The following is a 20,591-nucleotide window of genomic DNA, read 5'->3' as shown; positions in this document are numbered from 1 at the left end:
CTCGCATACGTTGTCCCCTATGAACCAATGGTACCTGCATCACCTCTCCATGGTTGATCATCACGGCCGTATGAGATACTTACTCCTGTTCCTGGGACACCGTTGCCGTCTGTACACATCCTCCAATGGAACTTGATGCACCAATTTCTGGAGCAACAAAGCAACGATTCGATATGTATTTCTTTGATGCAAAGGGGATTCTGAAAAATGTGTTCGCGAAATGTTTCCGGGACAGGGAACAAAAGCGGAATGTACAGCTTGTGGAATGAGAGACATTCATTTAGGTTCCAGGTGCATCCTTTAGTGCGATACTATTTACAATTTTTGACGGACACAAGACCACTTGCGTTTCATCATAAGTGTGTAATGCCTGTCTTTCTCCATTTACAGGCGCGTTTCGCGGGATCATCCTGTTTGCAGAACCACCACAATTTACACCCGACATGGAAAACGGGCCCCCTCTCCAGGGACCCGTCTTTTTACTTGCGAATCAACCTCGTCCAGCCCTCGTCCTGCTCCACCTTCTGCTCCTTCATCAGCTTGCCCAGCGCCCGCTTGAAGGCTGACTTGCTCATCGCGAACTTCTCCCGGATGATGTCGGCCGGCGTGTCGTCCGTGTACGGCATCGCGCCGCCCCGGTCGATCAGGTAGTGGAGCAGCTTGTCCGCGTCTTCTGCGTACCGGACTTCCTTGCGCGCCTGCATGGAGCCGTTCAGCCGGCCGTCCGCGCGCACGTAGATCACGCGGCAGCGGACCGACTGCCCCAGGCGGAGCGGTTCCGTCATCTCGTCGCGGTGGACGAACAGCACGTGCTCGTCGTCCGTAAACAGGAACGCTCCCTCCTGGATCACTTTGTAGACTGTACCTTCCACCCACTTGTTGTGCATGTCGCTGTCGGCCGGGACGGCAATCCGGCTGATTTCCTCCTCTGATGCCGGCTTGGCCAGCAGGCGTCCCTGCTTGTCCCGCTTCAGCGTCACCAGCAGGCGGTCACCCGTGCGGGGCCATTCCTGCCGCATCTTGGGGAGATCATCCACGAACAGCAGCAGGTGCTTCTTGATGCCGTTGTCCAAAAAGACGCCCAGGCGCGGGGACACATCCACCACTTCCAGCCAGCCGTACTCGCCCCACGAGACGTAGGGCATCTGCATGGTAGCCGCCAAACGATTCTCGTGGTCGTGGTAGAGAAAGACGTCCGCCTCTTCGCCGATCCGGAGCGGGCCTTCCGCTTCGCTCCGGTGGAGAAACACCTCGTCCTCCCCCTCGTGAAGAAAATAGCCGATATCCGTCTGCCGCGCCACCGTCATCGTCACGGTCATGCCCGCCTGGAGGTTGGCCGGGGCGGCTTGCGCCCGGTTTTTGTTGTGCCTCTTGTTCATTCCGTCATTTCCTCTCTCTCCTGTTTGCATCCTAACTATACCCAACCGGCGGCGATCCATTCCACAACTTTTTGCCCATCCCGCAGAAAATTCGGCCAAACAGGCAAGTCCGGCCGGCGATCACATATGTATGGATTGTACCGGTTCCGCCGTGTAACCAACCGGTCATGACCGTCGTATTTACTGGCAGCCACTACCAGTCTGAATGGATGGGAGCGACTCGCGATGCTTGTGCTTCTGGAACATATCATTCTCGGCATCGTCCAGGGGTTGACGGAGTTCCTGCCGATTTCCAGCACCGGTCATCTGGTGCTGTTCCGCAAGCTGTTCGGTCTTCAGGAAGCCGGCCTGCTCTTTGACACGATGCTTCACTTCGGGACGCTGATCGCCGTCGTCATTGTGTTTTGGCCGGAGATTCGTCACGTCCTGACCAACCCGACCGGCAAACTGGCCCGCCTGCTGGTCGTCGGCACCATTCCCACCGCCGTCATTGGCCTGGCGTTTGAAGATTTTTTTGAGGAGATTTCCCGGACCGGTGTGACGATCGGTTGGGAGTTTCTCGCCACGGGGGTCATCATCTGGGCGGTGGAATCAATGCGCAGGGGGACGCGGACGTTCGACGAGATCAACTACACGGACGCCCTGATCATCGGCACGCTGCAGGGCGCCGCTATCCTGCCCGCCATCTCCCGCTCCGGCCTGACGATCGCCGGTTCGCTTTTGCGCGGCATCAATCGCGCCGATGCGGCCCGCTTCTCCTTTTTGCTGTCGCTTCCGGCCATTCTGGGGGCAACCGTGCTGCAGACGCTCAAGCTGGTCAGGGAACCGGTGGAAACGGCCGCGATGATTCCGATGCTGGTGGGGACGATGTTTGCCGCCATCGCCGGATACGTGGCCATACGCTGGATGCTGAAGATCATCAGCACCGGCTCGATGAAAGGCTTTGCCGTCTACGTCTGGATCCTGGGCATCATCATCCTCGCCCTGCCGTATTTGGGCGGATGAACGAACAAAAAGCCGGCGCTGGCCGCCGGCTCTTTCACTTTATGTGCTCCTTGTCTCCGTACCGGCCGGCCACCAGTTTGGCCACCAGCAGCACGATGCCGTAAAACGCCGTGGCCAAGAGCGATGTGGCCAGCCAGGTGGCGGTTCCCAAGAACAGGTAGAGCAGGACGTGAGCGACAAAAATGCCCAACAGCCATATCCCGATGTTCATCCTGTTGATAAAGGCGACCAGACTGCGCAACCAACAGACACCTCCAACTTGTGCAGATACTGTTGTTATTGCCCTTGCGGCCGCTTCTTATCCCCGTCCGGCCAAACTTCCGGGTCCCGCTGTCCCTCCTGCACCTGAAAGCCCGCCCGCTCCAGAATCTCCGCCAGCACATCCAACGGCGTGTTGGCCACCTGAGCAAACATCCGTTTCGTATACAGATGCTGGGCGTGGGGAAAATCGTCCGAAAGCTGCCTGCGCAATTTTTTTCCGCTGTGGTCCTCATCCGTAAACACGTACACCTCGTCGGCCGTCTCCAGTTTTTCCGCAAGCTGTCCCGCCTTGTCCGCGCTGTATGACCCGTACGTGCAGTAGATCAAAACCGGTTCGGCCAATACCTGCAGAAGCCGCTCCCTGTCCGTTTTCCCCTCGACGATGATGACGCGTTCTTCCACGCGGCCACGCCTCCTTTTCCAGCGAGGTGATACGTTTAGTATACCCGTTCCAAAAGCGGCCGGAAATAGACCGGCGGGAACATCTGGCTGCGTAACACGGACGCATGCCGGGGGAAGCTAAAGGTGAACCAGGGGGAAAGGAGCGTGCAGCATGGCACAGTGGAAAAGCGCCAAAAACTTGAACCAGAAAGGCTTGGCTGTCACCGGCCTGACCAGCAGCACGGTCGCCGACGACACGCACACGGAAGACAACCAGGGAGCTTCGCAGCAGCGCCAGCAGAAGGAGCATCCCCGGCCCATGTAGGGACCGCCTGTCACATGAACAGCCGTCTTATCACAAGGCGGCTGTTTTGGTACGGATGGGGCGAATCGCTTCCCGTACGTGCCCCGGTTTTTTTACCCTTCCCACACCCTGCTGACCTCTCGCAAATCGGTGCCGTCGAACGACAATCGGTAGATATCCGGCATGGAAAGTTGCTGCCAGAAATGATAATCGTACCGTTTGTCAAAAACATTCATGAGTAATACCATCAAATTGCCATGGGTACCAATGACGACATTCTTTCCGGGAAACCTGGCCAAAACCTGTTCCGTTGCTTTGATTCCCCGTTTTTGGGCAGCGGCATTCGACTCTCCGCCTTCCCATGAAAAATGCTCGTCTTCCCATACCCGTGCGACGGCGTATTGAAAATCCTCTACGGGTTTTTCAGACAAGATTCTTTCCTTGAACCCTTCCTCGATCTCAACCTCTTTCCCAATGTAATGGGCAATTCCTTCGACGGTTTGAATCGCTCGTCTGTACGGACTTGAAATGACATGATCAACATTCGCCTGCTTTAGCAATTCGGTTACTTTTTTCGCATCGTGACAGCCGCGTTCGGACAATGGTCGGTTTCTTTCATCCGGCGTATAAACGGAATGGGCGTGCCGTACAACATACAGATTGGTTCTCATAAGGTTCTTCCCCCAAAGAGATTCCCTATTTTGTTTCATTGTATCATTACGGATTCATCATCATCACCGTGTGCCTTGAGCCAGCATCAGCCATGCTCGTCCTGGACAGCGTAGTTTTCGTCATCGTTTCACCTTCGCGGGGGACTGTCCGGGTATCCGTTCTTTTTATCGCCAGTGCTGTCCGAGTTGTGTGCTTGCATGGATGAACAGCTTGGGCCGATGACCATATCCACATCGACCACATTTTAGGCATCGGTGAACAAGAGGGGATATTGGAAAGTGAATATCTCATACAGGAATGGGGATTGCCGAAACATATCGTTGTCATCTCCGGAAGTGGGCATTCGTGGGTGGCCTTCGACTACCGAAACACAAGAGAAGACCCCCCAGTTATATTCATTGATGCTGATCAAAAGCAGATCATTGAATTGGCGCCCAACTTTGATTCCTTTTTGCAGGGGTTATACCTGGAAGAAGTGGAAACGGAAGACGTTGATCCAGAACATCCTGCAAGAAATTGGACCATGGAGGAAATGACCACAGCCTTGGCAAGTAATGATGAGCTGGAGGTCTGCCATGCGTTGGACTATCTGTATGCCAATCCGACAGGACACGCTGCCTTCATCGAACAGCAGCTAGTGACTCTCCTCCAGCATGCAAATCTGGAAATGAAACAGATCGCAGCCAATTATGCTTATCATTTTCATGAAAAAGGGGTCCTTTTTCTTTTGGCGATCATCCCCCCTCCTTTTTGAGCAAACAAGATTCCCCTCACATGCACATGTACGAGCCTTGCGAAAAAGTGATTGCATTCCACCATTTCATGTCATATAATCTCACATAACAAACAAAATGTCAGTTTATCTGACATCAAAAAGGAGTGGATTGCATGGAACCGACACTGCCTCTTCTCGCCTCCGCCGTGGATGCCACCTGGGTGATGGTCTCCGCCGTTTTGGTGATCTTCATGCAGGCCGGATTCGCGCTGCTGGAGGCCGGGTCGACGCGCATGAAAAACGCCGGACACGTCGCCGGCAAAACGGTCCTGACGTTTGGGATCTGCACCTTGGCGTTTTGGGCCCTGGGCTTCGGCCTGACGTTTGGAAACGGCAACTCGTTTATCGGACTGACCGGCTTTTTCTTCAACGGAACGGAGGAACAGGCGGCTGCGGCCTACGAATCCCTTTCCTTCGCCAACATTCCGGTCGGGATCAAGTTCCTGTTTCAACTGGCTTTTGCGGGCGTCTCCCTCTCCATCGCCTGGGGCGGCTTCGCCGAGCGCGCCAAGCTCTCCGTCTACGTCGTTTTCGGAATTTTGTTTACGATCTTTATCTATCCGGTAGTCGGCCATTGGATCTGGGGGGGCGGATGGCTGGCGGAACACGGCAAGCAGGATTTTGCCGGATCGACGGTCGTCCACCTGACCGGGGCGACGGCCGCCCTCGTCGCCACCGTCCTGCTCAAGCCGCGCCTCGGCAAGTACAACAAGGACGGCAGCTCCAACATGATACCCGGCCACAATCAGGTCTACACCACGCTGGGGGTCATCATCTTGTGGATTGGCTGGTTTGGCTTCAACGCGGGTTCCACGTTCGGCTCCGTCTCCGGCCTCTTCGGCCACGTGGCGCTGACGACCAACCTCGCGGCCGCGTCCGGCGCGGTTGCCGCCCTGGGCATCGCGTGGGCCGTCACGGGGAAAGCAGACATCCCGAGCATGCTGAACGGCGTGCTGGCCGCCCTGGTGGCGATCACCGCTTCCTGCGCCTTTGTGGAACCGTGGGCTGCCGTTGTCATCGGGTCCGTGGCAGGTATTCTTACATTCTATACCGCCATCTGGTTTGATCGGATGGGCATTGATGATCCGATCTACGCCTTCTCCGTCCACGGCATCGCCGGCATCTGGGGAACGCTGTCCAACGGCTTTTTTGCCGCCCCCGCCCTGGTCGAAAAAGTGGGCGTCGGGATGCCGGGCCTGTTCTACGGCGGCGGCTTCCACCAACTGGGCGTTCAGGCACTGGGTGTATTTTCCGCGCTGGTGTATGTGCTGGTCGCTTCGTACGTCATTCTCGCCATCATGAAGAAAACGATGGGACTTCGCGTAACCGAGGAAGAAGAGGTGATGGGCCTTGACCTTAGCGAACACGGGGGATACGGATATCCCGAACTGCTGCAGTCGGAGCGCCCTTACGTCTCCGCCGCCCAAGGGCGATCCACTCATTCTCTCACCTGAGGACTGTCACCGCATCGCTGACACCGGTTCGTTTCAGGAGCTGCTCTCCCTGCGCCGGGAGCTTTTGGACCTGTCCAGGCTGGAGGGGGTGAAGCGGGCCGGGGAAATGGCTCCGTACGCCGTGACCGTCAACCTGATCCACGACCGGGTGATCCGCCAGGGCGTGCTGCTCGCCGTGCGCCACCTGGCGAAAATGGGCGTGGGTACGCCGCCCGTCCCGTTCGCCTTTCTCCAGTTTGGCAGCGGGGGGCGAAGCGAACAGGCCGTCATCAGCGATCAGGACAACGGGCTTGTCTACCGGCTCCCCAACGGCATGGACAAACGGGAGACGGAGCGTGTGGAAGGCTACTTTCACCTGCTGGGGGCAGCCATCGTGCAGGGATTGGAACAGGTGGGCTATCCGCCCTGCCACGGCAACGTCACCTGCGTGTCCGCCCGCTGGCGCGGCAGCACGGACCAATGGATGGAGCGCCTCGCCGCCTGGGCCGCCGATCCGGTGTGGGAGCACGCCCGCTATCTCCTGTTGGTGGGCGACGCCCGCGTCCTCTGGGGGGAGCCGGACGTGGTTGCGCCGCTGAACAGGCAGTACCGGAGGCTTCTCGCCCACAACCCGATTCTGATCGGCAGGCTTGTGAGCAACACCCGCTTCCACCGGATTCCGCTCACCTGGCTGGGCCGGATCGCTCCGGACATCACCGGCCGCTACCAGGGAGCGATCAACGTGAAATACGGCGTGTATCTGCCGATCGTCAACGCCGTCCGCCACTTCGCCCTGGCCCACGGCATCCACGCCGCCTCCACGCTGGAGCGGCTGGCGGCCCTGCGGGAAGCGGGCGTCTGGCCGGAGCCGTTCTGCCGGGAGGTGGAGCACCACTTCCGGCTGCTCCTGGGCCTGCGGCTGATCGCTCCGCTGCACTGGCGGGACGGCACCTACGCCAGCAACAGCTACGTCAAACTGTCGGAGCTGTCGTCGGATACGCTCTCGATGCTGCGCGAGACGATGAAGCTGGCGCTGCGGCTGCAGGACCGGACCAAAAAACTGCTGGCCGCATACCCGGAGTAGGGAGGTGCCGGTTATGCCTACCCGAAACCTGTGGGGTCGCTTGTGGCACATGAGCCGGGCCGCGGAGGCGGCACGGATGCCGGCAGCGGAGCGGGACGGCAGCGATCTGGGGCTGGCCGCCTTTCTCCGTTCGCTGCGGCGCGAACGAAAAGAAACGGGGGCCCGCCTGCCGCTCGCCGATTTGGAAGTGGTCGTGGTCGATCTGGAGACGACCGGCTTTTCCCCTGACCGCGGCGACGCCATCCTCTCCATCGGTGCCGTGGCGATGCGGGGAGAGCAGCTGCTCTTGGGAGAATCGTTTTACAGCCTGGTCGACCCCGGCCGGCCGATTCCTCCCCACGTCGCCTCCCTCACCGGGATACGCGACGAGATGGTCCGCACCGCGCCCGATCCGGCTGCCGCGCTCCAGCGCTTTTTCCAGTTTGTCGGCGACCGGCCGCTGGTCGCCCACCACTCCCGCCACGAGCGGCAGTTTTTTCGCGCCGCATTATGGAAGCATGGCCGTCGGCGGTTTTCCCACCGGCTGCTGGACACCATGCTGTTGGTCCGCCTGTCGGGTGAGGTGATCGGCAGCAGTTCGCTGGACGCCCTGTGCGCCGCCCACGGCATTCACATCTCCCGCCGCCACCACGCCTACTGCGATGCCGTCGCCGCCGCCTCCCTCTGGGGGATATACCTGGGAAAGGCGATTCGGCGGGGGTACACCGATCTGGGGGAGATTTACGAGGAACTCAGATAGAAAGGCTGTCCGTCAGTCTCGCCGGACAGCCTTTCGTCATGGTTCCTCCACAAACACCTCGTCGCCTTCCGACACCCGCCCCTGGGTGACGACGGACGCGTACACGCCGAAGTGGTTGCGGTGCCGCTTTACCACCGTTTTCAGCACGGCCGGATGGATCTCCAGCGTATCCGGGTCGATGTTGACGGACATGCAGCGTTCGCAAGGCTTGTTCACCTGCAGTTCCACGTCGTTGATGCGCAGCCGCCTACCCAGCCAGGCATCCTCGGCGAACGGCGTGTCCTCATCCAGCACGACTACGAAATTGGCCCGGAAGCGGCGGGGGTCCAGGCTCTCCCGGCCAACCAGGCGGGCGATCTCCCGCAGCGAGGCATCGGTCACCAGCAGGACGTGATCTTCCCAGTTTTCTCCGCCTTCACGCGGCGTGCTGCGCACAGCAGTCACCGGCCGTCCCGTCGTCTCGGCCACCTTGGCGAACAGCGTCTCCTCCCAGCCGTACACAGTGCCGTCCGGCGCGGTCACGCGCACCTCCGGGTAGGCGTCCTCGCCGCTCTCACCCGCCAGCCGGGCGGTGTAGCCCAAGATGCCCGGAACCGCGTCCGCACTGAGACACTTGCCGTTCCTGGACTCATCCCGGAAGTAATAGCCCCGGTCGCCGTACACGCCGAATGCATCCACGCGGCACGTCGTCAGCCGCTCGCCGCGCATTGCCTTGACGGGATGGCGAAAAATCGCCGCAAGCGTCCCCACTTTTTTCATCCCAACCGCCTCCTCCGCCTGTTTTCGGCGTTTATCCCGTAATAAACGAATTGCGCACCCGGCTCCAAAACGTGAGCCGCTTGTAGCGGGCAAACTTCACTTTGTCCATGCCGACGCGGCAGGTGATGGAGCACACGTCCCGCCAGACCGCCTGCTCCCGGTCCAACCCGATCATGATCTCCGGATTCATCACGATCAGTTCGACCTCATGGTGCTTGGGCAGTACCAGCGAGCTGTTGATCGTCCGGTACGCCTGATTGTTGATCGACGCGATCTCCGAGAGCTGGATCGCTTCGATGGATGGATGGACGAGCGCTCCGTTCACCGCTTTGTTATACGCCGTGCTTCCGGACGGGGAAGAGACGATCAGGCCGTCTCCGCGAAACGTTTCAAACTCGTCGCCGTTTATGTACACACAGGCCACCAGCGTGGACAGGGACGCGTTGCGGATCACCAGTTCGTTGAGCGCCCATTTGTGAATGATGCGGCCGTCGCGGGTCAGAATGCGGCACTGAACGGTGGGGTACTCGGCAACAAACGGCTCCGTCTGCTGCTTCAGCGCCTGCACGAACGCATCCAGCTCATTCGGCCGCCAGTCCGCGTAAAAGCCCAAATGGCCGGTGTGGATGCCGACGTACGTCGGCTCAAAGCCGTATTGATGCACCGCCTCCAGCAGCGTTCCATCCCCGCCGATGGAGAGCACGAGATCGGGCCTCTCGCCCTCCTTCTGGACAAAGCGGTACGGGCTGTCGGCTCCCAGCAGTTTTTCCTTCAGCTCCCGTTCTACCTCCCGGGAGTAGTCGTCATTCCGCAGTACGGTGGCGATTTTCATGGTGGTCTACCCTCACTTCTGCACATAACAAACAATCGTCATGCCTGCTATTCACAATGTCACAGGAACACTCCGGCGGCCGGGATACCGGGCGCGGGCTACCAGCGCTCCGCCGCAAAACGGCCGGCGCGAAACTCCTCCAGTCGGCGCCTCGTCGCAGGCGACAACTGCTCCGGCAGTTCCGACCAGGCAAAAAAGCGCATGTCCGCCACTTCCGGGTCCGTCTCCGGCCGTTCATGCTGGCGGTACCGGGTGACGTGGAACAGCGCGATGTGATCCCGCTTCCCTTCCCGCTCGCTGTAGTAGAGGTGGCAGAGCCTCATCTCCCTCGCCTCTACGCCGCACTCTTCCCACAGCTCACGCCGGGCCGCCTCCAAAAACGTCTCTCCCTTTTCCACTCCGCCGCCCGGCAAATACCATCCGCCCACATACGTGTGGCGCACCAGCAGCACGCCTTTTTCGTCGTCCGTGACAATCAGCCGGACGCCCAGCGTCAGCGGCTTGCGGATACGCCAATACAGTTTGAGCAGCGGGTAGTACCAGGCCATCGTTTTCAACTCCCTGAAGGGAATCCATTCCTGTTGCTACCATTCTACACCACCGCGGAATCCCCCGCCATAGACAGGGCCCCCGGCAGGTCAGACCGGTGCTGGCCGGCGAGCCCCGGAAGCGGCGGGCAGGTCCATCCGGCGGGCGGAGCTGGCGTCGTCCGCAAAAAAAACGAGCCCCTGCCCAAGGCCCGTTTGATGCTACGCAAACCGTTTTTCCAACTCTCTGACGATCGCCTCCGCCTTGCGCATCCAGACCTGTTCCACAGGCGCGTCCTTGTCCGCCGGCTCCTGGAACTGGTTCATGGCCGCCGAAGCGACGGGCACGTAATAGCCGATGTCTTCCTCCACACCGGTCTGGTAGACGTGTTTCAGCACAAACGGCGTGCCCAGTTCCAACCAGGCGTCCGGGCTGTCCAGTTCCCCTTCCTTGACCGTCACCGGCAGCCGCAGATACACCATCCCCTGATCGTCCAGCTTGCGGTCAAAAAATCCCCGGTGGTAATCCCAGTTGGCCAGGGTAAAGCCGTTCGGTTCGAGCGACTCGCGAAAGTATCCGAACGTGCCTCTCGTTCCCGTCAAACTGCTGTCAATCGGTTGCATCTCCATCCCTGCCTTTCCGGATTCTAACCGGTAGTGTGCGACAAACGGCGCGGTTGTACTCAACCAACGGGGAAAATGGAAAAAGCCTCCCGCCGGAAACAGCCCGGCAGAGGCTTTTACATTTGCTGGTTCCATGGTCAAATCAGGGCAATCGACAGCAGGGTAAACAGCGCCAGGGGAATGACCTTGCGGCGACAGCGGCGCTTTTTTTTCTTGAAAACAGGCGCCTCGTACACGCCGTACGGAACATACGGGTAGAACGGAACGTAGGGATAATCGGGCGGGTATGGGTACGGACTGACGTCAGTATACGGGCTTACCTGGGGATACGGGCTGCCGTACAGATTGATGTTGTTTTGCAGCGTGACGTTGCCCTGGGGACCGACGGTTTCATAGGGACTGACCGCTTCGTACGGGCTGACCGCCTCGTACGGGCTCACCTTCTCGGCAGGCTGTTCGTACGGACTGGCTTCCTCGTAGGGGCTCACCGCTTCGTCAGGTTTGCCGGGCGGACCGGCCGTCTCATAGGGACTCACCATTCCGTACGGGCTGGCATCGGGGCCGCCTGTTTCGTAGGGACTCACCAACCCGTACGGGCTGACGTTGGGACCCGTCTCGTAGGGACTCACCAACCCGTACGGACTGACATTGGGACCTGTCTCGTAGGGACTCACCAACCCGTACGGACTGACATTGGGACCTGTCTCGTAGGGGCTCACCAACCCGTAGGGGCTGACGTTGGGACCCGTCTCGTAGGGGCTTACCAACCCGTACGGACTGACGTTGGGACCTGTCTCGTAGGGACTTACCAACCCGTACGGGCTGACGTTGGGACCTGTCTCGTAGGGGCTCACCAACCCGTACGGACTGACATTGGGACCGGCCGTACCGTATGGACTGACGGCATTGCCGCGAGGCGGGCATCCGTTATGCGGCCGCGGTTTTTGCGGATACCGGCTGGAGACCTGCTCCACCGCTCCCAGATCTTCGTCCGGCCCCTCGTCGTTCTCCTCGATCTCCACGTAGACGTGGAAATCGTCAACATCGAGGATTTTGCCCTCGTACACGCGGCCGTCCAACGCTTCGATCCGTACCTTTTGCCGCGCGTGCTCCTTGCAAATGTTCTGCACGGTTTGGCGCATATCCTTCAACATGCTGACCGCCGCCGGTTCAGCCTGAAACAGTTGTTTTTGCGACGACTCCATGAAAACTCCTCCCCTCTTGTTGTTTCTGTATTACGATATACGGCTGCGTGTGGGGAGGTGTCTATTTTTCCAGGCAAGTCTAGCCCATTTTGCGGCCCAACCATTCCTGAATGGCAACCAAGGCGCCCCAGCCCGGCACCCCGAACACCCCCTTTTGGCCAAGCCAGCGGCGAAACGAAAAAACCGGCGCCTTCTTAGGAGAAAGCACCGGTCTTATTATGGAAGGAAGATCGTTTACAACGAGACGCCCGCAAATCGTTCGGGCAAAAACGGCTGCAGCCGCTCCGCCCTTCCCTGTTCCAGATAATCCGCCATCAGCTTGGCCGTGATCGGGGAGAGCAGGATGCCGTTGCGGAAGTGGCCGCCGGCGAGCGACAATCCCGTCCATCCCGGCACCGGCCCCAACAGCGGCTTGCCGTCGGCGGTAGCGGGGCGCAGTCCGGCCCACGCTTCCAAAAACGGGGAAGAGGAGAGCGCCGGCACATACGGCATGACGCCGTTGAGCACGCCGGTCAATCCCGCCAGCGTGACCTCCCGCTGGAAGCCGGCCTCGTCTTCCGTGGCGCCGATGACGATTTTGCCGTCCCGTTTGGGCGTGATGTAGCCCGTGCTGCCGAAAATCACCGTGCGCAGCGGAATCCCGGCCGAGGCAACCGCCGCGATCTGTCCGCGTACCGGCCGAACGGGAATGGACAGCCCCAGCCAGCCCATCATGATGCCGGCCCATGCCCCGGAGGCGATGACGGTTTCGTCGGCCCGCAGCGGTCCCGCCGTCGTCTCGACGCCCACCACCCGGCTTCCTTCCGTGGCGATGCCCGTCACCACGCAGCCGGAAAGCAGCGTCACGCCCCGCCGCCTGCACGCCGTCACCAGCGCCTGCAGCAGCAGCCGGTTGTTGATGTGCCCTTCGGACGGCGAGTGGATCGCCGCCACCGCCCGATCCGTCAACAGCGGTTCGACGTCCCGGATGGCCGCTCCGGTCAGCCAGTGGACGTCGTAACCGCTCTCCCGCTGCCAGGCGAACTTTGCGCGCAGCCGCTCCGCTTCCTCCTCCGTCAATGCCACGGTCAAAAGCCCGTCGACGCTGAGCTGCACGTCACCGCCCGCCTCCGCTTCCAGCTCCGCCGCCCACTCCGGATAGAGGCGAAGCGAATCCATTCCCAAATCAAGCAGCGGTCCGGGCTCGGAAAACTCCTTGAGCGGAGCCAGCATTCCCGCCGCCGCGGAAGACGCCTGGCCGCCCCATGGCCCCTGCTCTGCCACCGTGACGGACAACCCGCGCCGCGACAGTTCGTATGCCAGACTTAATCCGATGATGCCTCCGCCTACGATCAAACAATTTGTCATGGTTCTTCCTCTCCTCGCTGGAACTGCGCCCCGCCCTGCCGTGCGGCGAAGCCTTGGTAAACGGCCGCCATCCCCCGCCCGCCGATGCCGCCCCGCCGGACGAACGCATGCGAAAAGCCCACCTTCCCCGGCAGGAAAGGTGGGCCGATGCGCATCCGCAAACACAGACAGCTCTTTTGCTTGCAACCACTTCCCTGCGCCAGCATGATCTGGATCAGGTGCAAAGGGTCGACGGTCAATCGCTTCCGTCCTCTCAGCCCTGCGTGATGGACTCCCCCAGTTGCTTTCCGTTATGTCGTTTACACCCTTCAGTATAGACCGGTGGCCGCTCCCTGGCAAGAGCGCGGCGCTCAGTCCTCGTCTTTCACGTCGTAGCTTTCGGGAATGGGTTCGTTCCTGGTCGCTTCCTCCCATTCCCGCAGCTTGCGGATCTGCTCCAGATGATGCTGGAACTGGTCCTTGTTGATCAGGTATTCTTCGCCGTTGTGAACGGCACGGATGCGTCCCTCGCGGATTTTTTCCAGAATAAACGTCTCCGGCAGTTCCAGGTAGGCGGCGGTCTCGGCCACAGTCAGGTAGGTCTTACTGTTTTCCACGCAGTCTCGCTTCCAGTTCCGCTTTTTGCCGTTCGTACCCCGGTTTGCCCAGCAGGGCGAACATGTTCGCCTTGTAGGCTTCCACCCCGGGTTGGTCGAACGGGTTGACCCCGAGCAGATAGCCGCTGATGCCGCACGCCTTTTCGAAGAAGTAGATCAGTTCGCCGAGGTGATAGGCCGTCGCTTCCGGAATTTCCACCACGAGGTTGGGCACGCCGCCGTCCACATGGGCCAGGAGCGTTCCCTCAAACGCTTTTTTGTTGACGAAGTCCATGCCCTTGCCGGCGAGAAAATTCAACCCGTCGAGATCGTCCGGGTCTTCGCCGATCGTCACGTCCACCGCCGGCTTGGACACGGCCACCACCGTTTCAAACAGGTGGCGCAAGCCGTCCTGGATGTACTGTCCCAGCGAGTGCAGATCGGCGGAGAACTCGGCGGAAGCGGGAAAAATCCCCTTGCCGTCCTTGCCTTCCGACTCGCCGAAAAGCTGCTTCCACCACTCGGCAAAATAGCGGAACTGCGGCTCGTAGCTGACCAGGAGCTCCACGGTTTTGCCTTTGCGGCAGAGCGCGTTGCGGACGGCCGCGTACTGGTAGCACGGATTCTCTTCCAGGACGGGCGTCAGGTAGCGCTCGCGGGCGGCCGCCGCTCCCTGCATCAGCGCGTCGATGTCCGCGCCGCTCACGGCGATCGGCAGGAGGCCCACCGCGGTCAGCACGGAGTAGCGTCCGCCGACGTCGTCGGGAATGACGAAGGTTTCGTACCCTTCTTCGTCCGCCAGCCGTTTCAATGCGCCCCGCGCCTTGTCCGTGGTCGCGTAGATGCGGTTTTTCGCTGCCTCGCGCCCGTATTTTTTCTCCAGCCAGGCGCGAAACAGGCGAAACGCGATGGCCGGCTCCGTCGTGGTGCCCGATTTGGAGATGACGTTGATAGAGACGTCCTTTCCTTCGAGAACGTCCAGCAGGTGGGAGACGTAGACCGGGCTGAGATTGTTGCCGACGAAGTAAATCTCCGGCGTGCGCCGTTTGGCTTTGGGCAGCAGGTTGTAAAAGTGGTGGCCCAGCACGTCCACGGCGGCCTTGGCGCCCAGGTACGAACCGCCGATCCCGATGACCAGCAGCACGTCGGACTCCGCCTGGATTTTCGCCGCTGCCTGTTTGATCCGTTCAAATTCGTCCCGGTCGTAGTCGACGGGCAGATCGACCCAGCCGAGAAAATCGCGGCCGGCCCCCGTCTTTTCGTGCAGCAGCTCGTGGGCCTGTTTGACCGCCGGGGCAAGCTGCGCCCATTCGTGCGGCCGGACAAAGCCCAGGGCGTTCGAGTAGTCGAAACGAAGCGCTTGGTTCATGGCTCCCTCCCCAATAGACGTGGTTGTTTCTGCTTCTCATCTTATCATGTTTGCCGCCGAACCGGCAGCGCAAGAAGTCCGATCTGTCCATCCATCATGGATTCGCCGCATAATTGTGAACATTTTGTGAACAACCTGTACCCGTTGTTACCTTTTCCCTCCAGCCCCGTAAAACCATTCGAACCTCATAACATGATTGGGCAAGGAGACAGGAACGTATGAAGAAACGCTGGTGGATCGTCGGCTCCGTCGCTGCCGTACTGGCCGTGGGAGCCGCAAGCATGACCCTGATGGGCTCACAGCAGGCAGCGGGAACGCCTGTCAGCGTGGGAAAGGTCACCACGGCCGCGCTGGAGACCAAGGTACTCACCTCCGGGATCGTCACCGTCGAAGACAAGCAGCGGATATACGCCAACGTCAACGGAATCCTGCGCGAGTTTGCCGTGAAGGAGGGGGATGCCGTCAAAAAGGGACAGGTCATCGGCAAGATCGACACCTCCGACGTGGAAAGCCGGATCATGGAGATCGACGCGCAGATCGAACTGGCCCGGGCCAACCTGTCCAAGGCACAGGCCGGCAGCGAACCGGAAGAACTGGCGCAGGAGCGGGAACGCGTCGCCCAGGCGGAGCGGGATTACGACAACGCCAAACGGGAGTACGAACGCATCCGGCAGCTTCATGAGTCGGGCGCCACGACCCAGCAGGAGCTGGACAAGGCGAAGGCGCAGGTGGACTCGGCGCTGTCCGCGCTCAACGTGGCCAGGCAGCAGTACGCGCTGAAGCAAAAAGGGCCGCGCAGGGAAGAGATCGCCTCCCTAGAGGCACAGATCAACTCCCGCCTGGCGGAGAAGGCCCTGCTGGAGAAAGAACGCGTGCAAAGCGTGCTGGTCGCGCCGGCCGACGGAACGGTCATCGAACGGGCCGCAGAAAACGGCCAATACGTGAACAAGGGAACGGAAATCCTGACGCTGGCCAATCTGAACCATCTGCTGATCGAGGCGGACATCAACGAGTCCGACGTCAGCAAGATCAGGCTGGGGCAGACCGCGGTGATCGAAGGCAGCGCGCTGGGCAAGCAAAAGCTGAGCGCCAAGGTGATCCGCATCTCCCCGATCGCCGTCACAACGCCAAACAGCTCGGGACAAGGGGAGAAGACCCGGGTAAAAGTGACGCTGGAACCGAGCGGCGACCTGTCCGCCTTGAAACCGGGCTTCCACGTCGACATCGACATCTCCGTGGAAAAGATCGACAACGCCCTGCAGGTGCCGATCGAAGCGGTTCAGCAGGAAGCGGACGGCAGCACGTTTGTCTGGGTGGCGGAGAACGGCGTGGCGAAAAAGCGGAAAGTGACCGTGGGTGTGGAAAACGAGCTGTTCGCTGAGATCAAGTCGGGATTGAAAGGGGACGAACAGGTGATTCTCGGTCCGTTTGACTCCCTCCAGGAGAACGCCCCGGTCCAGCCATCCGCGGAACCGCAGAATTCGGGCATCTAACCTGTTCGGAAGAAAGGAGGTCGACCGATGCTGCACGTCGAAGGCCTGACAAAATCGTACAAGACGGGCGAGTCGGTACTGCCCATCCTGAAAGGCGTCTCGCTCACCGTGGAAAAAGGGGAATTCGTCGCCATCATGGGGCCGTCCGGCTCCGGCAAATCGACATTCATGAACATGCTCGGCTGCCTCGACAGGCCCGATTCCGGCACCTACACGCTGGACGGGATTGAGGTCAGCAAACTGACCGACAAGCAGCTCGCGCAGGTGCGCAATCAAAAAATCGGCTTCGTCTTTCAATCCTTTAATCTCCTGGCCCGTTCCACGGCGCTGCACAACGTGGAACTGCCGATGATGTACGCCGGCGTAGGACGGGCGGAACGGCGAAAACGGGCGCTGGAGGCGCTTGGGCGCGTCGGGCTGGCCGAGCGCGTCCACCACAAGCCGACGCAGCTATCCGGTGGCCAGCGGCAGCGTGTGGCCATCGCCCGCGCGCTCGTCAACCGGCCGTCCATCCTGCTGGCCGACGAGCCGACCGGCAACCTGGACAGCCGCTCCGGCACCGAAATCATGGCCATGTTTCAGGAACTGCACGGCCAGGGCGTCACCATCATCCTGGTCACGCACGAGCCGGACATCGCCCGGCACGCGGAACGCATCGTCACGTTCAAGGACGGCGTCATCATCCGTGACGAACGGGTGGAAAACCGGCTGATTGCCGTTCCGTCCGACGAGGTGATCACGACATGAACGTCTGGGAAAGTTTTCGCAGCGCCCTGGAAGGCATTTGGGCGAACAAGATGCGCTCCGGCTTGACGATGCTGGGGATTGTGATCGGGATTACCTCGGTGATCGCCGTCACCGCGCTGGGGGAAGGCGGACAGAAAGCCATCGTCAGCGAGATGGAGAAATTCGGTCAAAACTCGTTCAACGTCTTCGTTGACTTCGACAGCAAGGAAGAGCATGCGCCGGACGACCTCACCGTGGAGGACGCCGACGTGCTGAGCAAAATCAGTCCCAACATCGAGCACATCGTGCCGATGAACCAAACCACGGCGATGCTCAAGGGGCCGAAAAAGGAAGAGCGCGTCAACCTGTACGCCACGACGGCCGATTTTCCGAAGGTGCAGCCGACCGTAAAAGTGTCCAGGGGACGTTTTTTCAGCGCGGCGGATGACAAAGAGCTGCGGGCGGTGGTCGTCCTCGAGGAGGAGCTGGCGACGAAGCTGTTCGGCCGGATGAACCCGTTGGGCCAGCGCGTCCGCATGGGCAGCACCTCGCTGGTCGTGATCGGCACGTTCAAGGAGGACAAGTTTCGCTTCGACATGGAGCAGTCCTACAGCGCCTACGTGCCCATCCGGTTTGACCAGAGCCGGTACGAAGAGCCGTGGGTCAGCTACCTGATCGGCAAGGCGACCGACAAGGAGTCGGTCAATGCCGCCATGCAGCAGTCGATCCAGTACCTGAGCCGCAAGCACCAGAAAGAAGGCCACTACCGGGCCGTGAGCATGCAGCAGCAGGTCAGCCAGTTCAACCAGGTGACCGGCACACTGACGATGGTGTTCAGCGTGATCGCGGGCATTTCGCTGGTCGTCGGCGGCGTGGGCGTGATGAACATCATGCTCGTCTCCGTCACCGAGCGGACCCGCGAGATCGGCATCCGCAAAGCGCTGGGAGCGCGGCGAAGGGACATTCTCGTCCAGTTTTTGATCGAGTCGGTGATCGTCTGCCTGATTGGCGGTCTGATCGGCGTCCTGCTCGGCCTCGGCACCGCCGCGCTGATTTCCTACTTCGCCAAGCTGCCGCCGCTCATGTCCTGGCACAGCGTGTTTATCGCCTTTGCCTTTTCCAGCGCGATCGGCATCTTCTTCGGCCTCTATCCGGCCAACAAGGCGGCCAAGCTGGACCCGATCGATGCGCTGCGCTACGAATAACGCCACCTTCGCTGCGGCTTTTCGCCAAGCCGCACGGGAGCGTCCGCCGACCTGATGGCCTGATCCCGGACGGGACGCAAAAAAAGCACCTGCAAGCGCTACGCTTCAGGTGCTTTTTCAATAGAGGGCAGGGGTGTCCGTGACCAGCTTCAGGAGAAAAAAGAGCGTAATCCCCACGCTGGCCACCGTCCACCAGAGCCATTTGCCTTCGGGCTTGCCCTCCTTGTAGATGCCGATCAGCCGCCAAGTGCCTACCGCCACGCAGAAGATGCTGACAAGCAGCAGGATTGTCCCCACAGGGCTCCCCCCTTTCCTTCTTTTAGCTATATGGGAAAGGCGGGGAAAAAATCCCTGTACGCCGCCTATCTGTCCCTCTTCCCCAGCCGGGACAAGATATCACGTCCCCGCTCCTTGACGGATTCATCCTTGACCAAGAGCTGCCGCTTTTTCATCAGGCCGTTTTTCGACGTGTCCGGCCGCTGCTTCCGGCCGCCAGCGCCCGCCGTCAACTGTACTTGCCTCCGCCTTTTTTGTCGTACTCCTCCAGCAGTTCGGCAAAGCTCTTGTTGCGCTCCCGCTCTTCCTGCTCCCGCCGTCTGCGCTCCGCCGCTTCCTTCTCCTCCCGCTCGCGGGCAGCCTGTACCTCCCGCTCCAGCATTTTCAGCTTGTCCAGCGCTTCCTGGCTCAGCATCTCTTTCAGGTTCAGACCCGTTTTCGCCTCCGCGGCAGCCGGTTGTGCAGTCGGCCGCTGCGGTTTGCGCTGTTTCTTTGCCATGGACCATCGTCTCCTTTCACCGTTGCCTGTTCATCATCACTGCCGCTTCCGGTCATACTAACACCATGCGACACAAGAGGAGGGCAGATGATGGTACGAAATAAGGAAAAAGATTTCGGCAAGACCCCCGAGATCCGCGGGCCGAAAGCCCAATCCGAAGCGGTCCGCTCTGACGGCTCCATCAATAGTGAACCACAAGAGCGGCTAAAAGAAAACCGGTAAGAATGACACGCGCGAAACAACCGCCGGGCCTTTACTTCGCGCGGCGGTTGTTTCTGGACTTCCGTTGACCGGGGCCGCCGACGGGCGGACGCTCCTGCCTGAGCAGGGTAAGCTTCTCGGCAAACCGGAACTGGCAGCCGGCTTTCCACAGCCGTTTGGCCATGTCCCGCTCCGTCTCCCGCCGCGGCAGTTCCTTGAATCCCCCCGCCTTGATCAGCGCCGCACGGGGAATGGACACGTGCTCCGTGCCAAACAGCACCCAGGGTCTCCGGAATCCTTCCAGCCTGGTTCCAAACTTGTCGCAAATGACCTGCCGCCGATCCGCTTCCGGGCAGGGCAGGCCGATGTGAAACGGCAGTCCGCTGGCAATCTGTTTTTCTTCCAGGAGCGGCACCACGCAGGCGCTGGAATGGGGCCGTTTGATCTGCGGGTAATGTTCCAGCCAGGCGCTGCATTCCTCCATCTGGGCCGGGCTGAATCGCGGATCGTAGACGGAATAAATACGGCGCTCCCCCAATCCCAGCAGGAGCTGCTTCGCTTCCTGCGCGTGAACGTGCTGGTGGGTGCCGACAAACTCCCGAGGCACGATCATGCTGCCGGACAGGAAGACGATGATCTCCCCCTTTGCCCGGGAAATGCCCGCGTTCAGCAGACGGTGCATCGCAAGCCGTCTCCGGAATCGCTGACAGTGCAGGGAATAGTGGGCAGGGAAGGCGGTCACCTTATCGCTCGTGTCGTCCTGGGACGCGTTGTCCATGACGATCACTTCAAATTGGTCAAACGGCGTATACTACAGGTTGAGGCTGAACAGGGTGTACAGGAGCCGATCGGCCGCATTTCTTGTCGGAATGACGACGCTGGTAAACATCGGATCTCCCCCTTTTTATACCCTATGCACG

Annotated in this window: 26 protein-coding genes and 1 riboswitch; of the genes, 10 read left to right on the top strand and 16 right to left on the bottom strand. The window is 60.4% G+C overall.

Annotation, left to right across the window (positions count from 1 at the left end; translation table 11 throughout):
* Nucleotides 1-479: 479 nt before the first annotated feature.
* Nucleotides 480-1,379 (bottom strand): CvfB family protein, encoded by a 900-nt coding sequence (locus tag FOI68_RS13135; protein WP_143863444.1) that lies wholly within the window; start codon nt 1,377-1,379, stop codon nt 480-482.
* A 225-nt stretch (nt 1,380-1,604) separates the two neighbouring features.
* On the opposite strand from FOI68_RS13135, the gene FOI68_RS13130 reads away from it, so the two are divergent.
* Nucleotides 1,605-2,384: an undecaprenyl-diphosphate phosphatase gene (locus FOI68_RS13130; protein WP_029100679.1), complete on the top strand. Its 780-nt coding sequence runs from the start codon at nt 1,605-1,607 to the stop codon at nt 2,382-2,384.
* 34 nt (nt 2,385-2,418) lie between these two features.
* Here FOI68_RS13130 and FOI68_RS13125 read toward each other — a convergent pair whose 3' ends face one another.
* Nucleotides 2,419-2,625: a hypothetical protein gene (locus FOI68_RS13125; RefSeq protein ID WP_029100680.1), complete on the bottom strand. Its 207-nt coding sequence runs from the start codon at nt 2,623-2,625 to the stop codon at nt 2,419-2,421.
* Between the two features lie 35 nt (nt 2,626-2,660).
* Nucleotides 2,661-3,047 carry a toprim domain-containing protein gene (locus tag FOI68_RS13120; RefSeq protein ID WP_044900356.1) on the bottom strand — a complete coding sequence of 129 codons (387 nt, stop codon included), beginning with the start codon at nt 3,045-3,047 and terminating at the stop codon, nt 2,661-2,663.
* A gap of 151 nt (nt 3,048-3,198) precedes the next feature.
* Between FOI68_RS13120 and FOI68_RS23475 the strand changes: the two genes are divergently transcribed.
* Nucleotides 3,199-3,351 (top strand): hypothetical protein, encoded by a 153-nt coding sequence (locus tag FOI68_RS23475; protein ID WP_162836753.1) that lies wholly within the window; start codon nt 3,199-3,201, stop codon nt 3,349-3,351.
* Between the two features lie 92 nt (nt 3,352-3,443).
* Here FOI68_RS23475 and FOI68_RS13115 read toward each other — a convergent pair whose 3' ends face one another.
* On the bottom strand, nt 3,444-4,001 hold the full coding sequence (locus FOI68_RS13115; RefSeq protein WP_029100681.1) for a histidine phosphatase family protein: 558 nt from the start codon (nt 3,999-4,001) through the stop codon (nt 3,444-3,446).
* 227 nt (nt 4,002-4,228) lie between these two features.
* Between FOI68_RS13115 and FOI68_RS13110 the strand changes: the two genes are divergently transcribed.
* The 4 genes from FOI68_RS13110 to FOI68_RS13095 all read left to right on the top strand — a co-directional run bounded on the left by FOI68_RS13110 (nt 4,229) and on the right by FOI68_RS13095 (nt 8,033).
* Complete coding sequence (locus tag FOI68_RS13110) at nt 4,229-4,756, top strand: SMI1/KNR4 family protein (protein WP_143863443.1); 528 nt, start codon at nt 4,229-4,231, stop codon at nt 4,754-4,756.
* A gap of 134 nt (nt 4,757-4,890) precedes the next feature.
* Entirely contained in the window at nt 4,891-6,231 is a 1,341-nt protein-coding gene (locus FOI68_RS13105; RefSeq protein WP_044897098.1) for an ammonium transporter, read from the top strand.
* Entirely contained in the window at nt 6,128-7,294 is a 1,167-nt protein-coding gene (locus tag FOI68_RS13100) for a DUF294 nucleotidyltransferase-like domain-containing protein (RefSeq protein WP_185973944.1), read from the top strand. The genes FOI68_RS13105 and FOI68_RS13100 overlap by 104 nt, the downstream gene beginning before the upstream one ends.
* A gap of 13 nt (nt 7,295-7,307) precedes the next feature.
* Entirely contained in the window at nt 7,308-8,033 is a 726-nt protein-coding gene (locus tag FOI68_RS13095; protein WP_143863442.1) for an exonuclease domain-containing protein, read from the top strand.
* 36 nt (nt 8,034-8,069) lie between these two features.
* Here FOI68_RS13095 and FOI68_RS13090 read toward each other — a convergent pair whose 3' ends face one another.
* The 8 genes from FOI68_RS13090 to FOI68_RS13055 form a co-directional block, all read right to left on the bottom strand.
* On the bottom strand, nt 8,070-8,792 hold the full coding sequence (locus FOI68_RS13090) for an MOSC domain-containing protein (protein ID WP_143863441.1): 723 nt from the start codon (nt 8,790-8,792) through the stop codon (nt 8,070-8,072).
* A 31-nt stretch (nt 8,793-8,823) separates the two neighbouring features.
* Nucleotides 8,824-9,624 carry an NAD kinase gene (locus FOI68_RS13085; protein ID WP_044897095.1) on the bottom strand — a complete coding sequence of 267 codons (801 nt, stop codon included), beginning with the start codon at nt 9,622-9,624 and terminating at the stop codon, nt 8,824-8,826.
* Nucleotides 9,625-9,722: 98 nt separating this feature from the next.
* Nucleotides 9,723-10,172: an NUDIX domain-containing protein gene (locus tag FOI68_RS13080; RefSeq protein ID WP_029100687.1), complete on the bottom strand. Its 450-nt coding sequence runs from the start codon at nt 10,170-10,172 to the stop codon at nt 9,723-9,725.
* A 201-nt stretch (nt 10,173-10,373) separates the two neighbouring features.
* On the bottom strand, nt 10,374-10,775 hold the full coding sequence (locus tag FOI68_RS13075) for a YugN family protein (protein ID WP_029100688.1): 402 nt from the start codon (nt 10,773-10,775) through the stop codon (nt 10,374-10,376).
* Nucleotides 10,776-10,912: 137 nt separating this feature from the next.
* Complete coding sequence (locus FOI68_RS13070; RefSeq protein ID WP_143863440.1) at nt 10,913-11,980, bottom strand: S1 domain-containing protein; 1,068 nt, start codon at nt 11,978-11,980, stop codon at nt 10,913-10,915.
* 234 nt (nt 11,981-12,214) lie between these two features.
* Nucleotides 12,215-13,327 carry a glycine oxidase ThiO gene (gene thiO / locus FOI68_RS13065; protein ID WP_143863439.1) on the bottom strand — a complete coding sequence of 371 codons (1,113 nt, stop codon included), beginning with the start codon at nt 13,325-13,327 and terminating at the stop codon, nt 12,215-12,217.
* A 174-nt stretch (nt 13,328-13,501) separates the two neighbouring features.
* A riboswitch (TPP riboswitch) is annotated at nt 13,502-13,615 on the bottom strand.
* Between the two features lie 62 nt (nt 13,616-13,677).
* Nucleotides 13,678-13,923: an excisionase family DNA-binding protein gene (locus FOI68_RS13060; protein WP_029100692.1), complete on the bottom strand. Its 246-nt coding sequence runs from the start codon at nt 13,921-13,923 to the stop codon at nt 13,678-13,680.
* Complete coding sequence (locus FOI68_RS13055; RefSeq protein ID WP_143863438.1) at nt 13,910-15,271, bottom strand: glucose-6-phosphate isomerase; 1,362 nt, start codon at nt 15,269-15,271, stop codon at nt 13,910-13,912. The genes FOI68_RS13060 and FOI68_RS13055 overlap by 14 nt, the downstream gene beginning before the upstream one ends.
* Before the next feature lie 218 nt (nt 15,272-15,489).
* On the opposite strand from FOI68_RS13055, the gene FOI68_RS13050 reads away from it, so the two are divergent.
* Genes FOI68_RS13050 through FOI68_RS13040 form a run of 3 tightly spaced genes read left to right on the top strand, consistent with a single transcriptional unit; the run spans nt 15,490 to nt 18,695 of the window.
* Nucleotides 15,490-16,764 carry an efflux RND transporter periplasmic adaptor subunit gene (locus FOI68_RS13050; protein WP_143863437.1) on the top strand — a complete coding sequence of 425 codons (1,275 nt, stop codon included), beginning with the start codon at nt 15,490-15,492 and terminating at the stop codon, nt 16,762-16,764.
* 27 nt (nt 16,765-16,791) lie between these two features.
* A complete protein-coding gene (locus FOI68_RS13045; RefSeq protein WP_143863436.1) occupies nt 16,792-17,511 on the top strand; it encodes an ABC transporter ATP-binding protein in 720 nt (239 codons plus the stop codon).
* Entirely contained in the window at nt 17,508-18,695 is a 1,188-nt protein-coding gene (locus tag FOI68_RS13040; protein WP_044897089.1) for an ABC transporter permease, read from the top strand. The genes FOI68_RS13045 and FOI68_RS13040 overlap by 4 nt, the downstream gene beginning before the upstream one ends.
* 117 nt (nt 18,696-18,812) lie before the next feature.
* Here FOI68_RS13040 and FOI68_RS13035 read toward each other — a convergent pair whose 3' ends face one another.
* From FOI68_RS13035 to FOI68_RS13030, 3 genes are all read right to left on the bottom strand, one after another.
* Nucleotides 18,813-18,992 (bottom strand): hypothetical protein, encoded by a 180-nt coding sequence (locus FOI68_RS13035; RefSeq protein ID WP_029100697.1) that lies wholly within the window; start codon nt 18,990-18,992, stop codon nt 18,813-18,815.
* A 65-nt stretch (nt 18,993-19,057) separates the two neighbouring features.
* A complete protein-coding gene (locus FOI68_RS23470) occupies nt 19,058-19,204 on the bottom strand; it encodes a hypothetical protein (RefSeq protein ID WP_160297061.1) in 147 nt (48 codons plus the stop codon).
* Nucleotides 19,201-19,470, bottom strand: a complete 270-nt coding sequence (locus FOI68_RS13030; RefSeq protein ID WP_044897088.1) for a DUF3886 domain-containing protein — start codon at nt 19,468-19,470, stop codon at nt 19,201-19,203. Before FOI68_RS13030 ends, FOI68_RS23470 begins: the two co-directional genes overlap by 4 nt.
* Nucleotides 19,471-19,557: 87 nt before the next feature.
* On the opposite strand from FOI68_RS13030, the gene sspK reads away from it, so the two are divergent.
* A complete protein-coding gene (gene sspK / locus FOI68_RS13025) occupies nt 19,558-19,692 on the top strand; it encodes a small acid-soluble spore protein K (protein ID WP_218059943.1) in 135 nt (44 codons plus the stop codon).
* A 31-nt stretch (nt 19,693-19,723) separates the two neighbouring features.
* On the opposite strand, the gene FOI68_RS13020 is transcribed toward sspK, so the two are convergent.
* Complete coding sequence (locus FOI68_RS13020; protein ID WP_483296168.1) at nt 19,724-20,458, bottom strand: glycosyltransferase family 2 protein; 735 nt, start codon at nt 20,456-20,458, stop codon at nt 19,724-19,726.
* Nucleotides 20,459-20,591: the final 133 nt, after the last annotated feature.

This window comes from Brevibacillus sp. LEMMJ03, from assembly GCF_007197875.1.
GTDB lineage: Bacteria > Bacillota > Bacilli > Brevibacillales > Brevibacillaceae > Brevibacillus > Brevibacillus thermoruber.
Note: the sequence above shows the minus strand (reverse complement) of the source record. Positions and strands in the feature narration are given on the sequence as shown.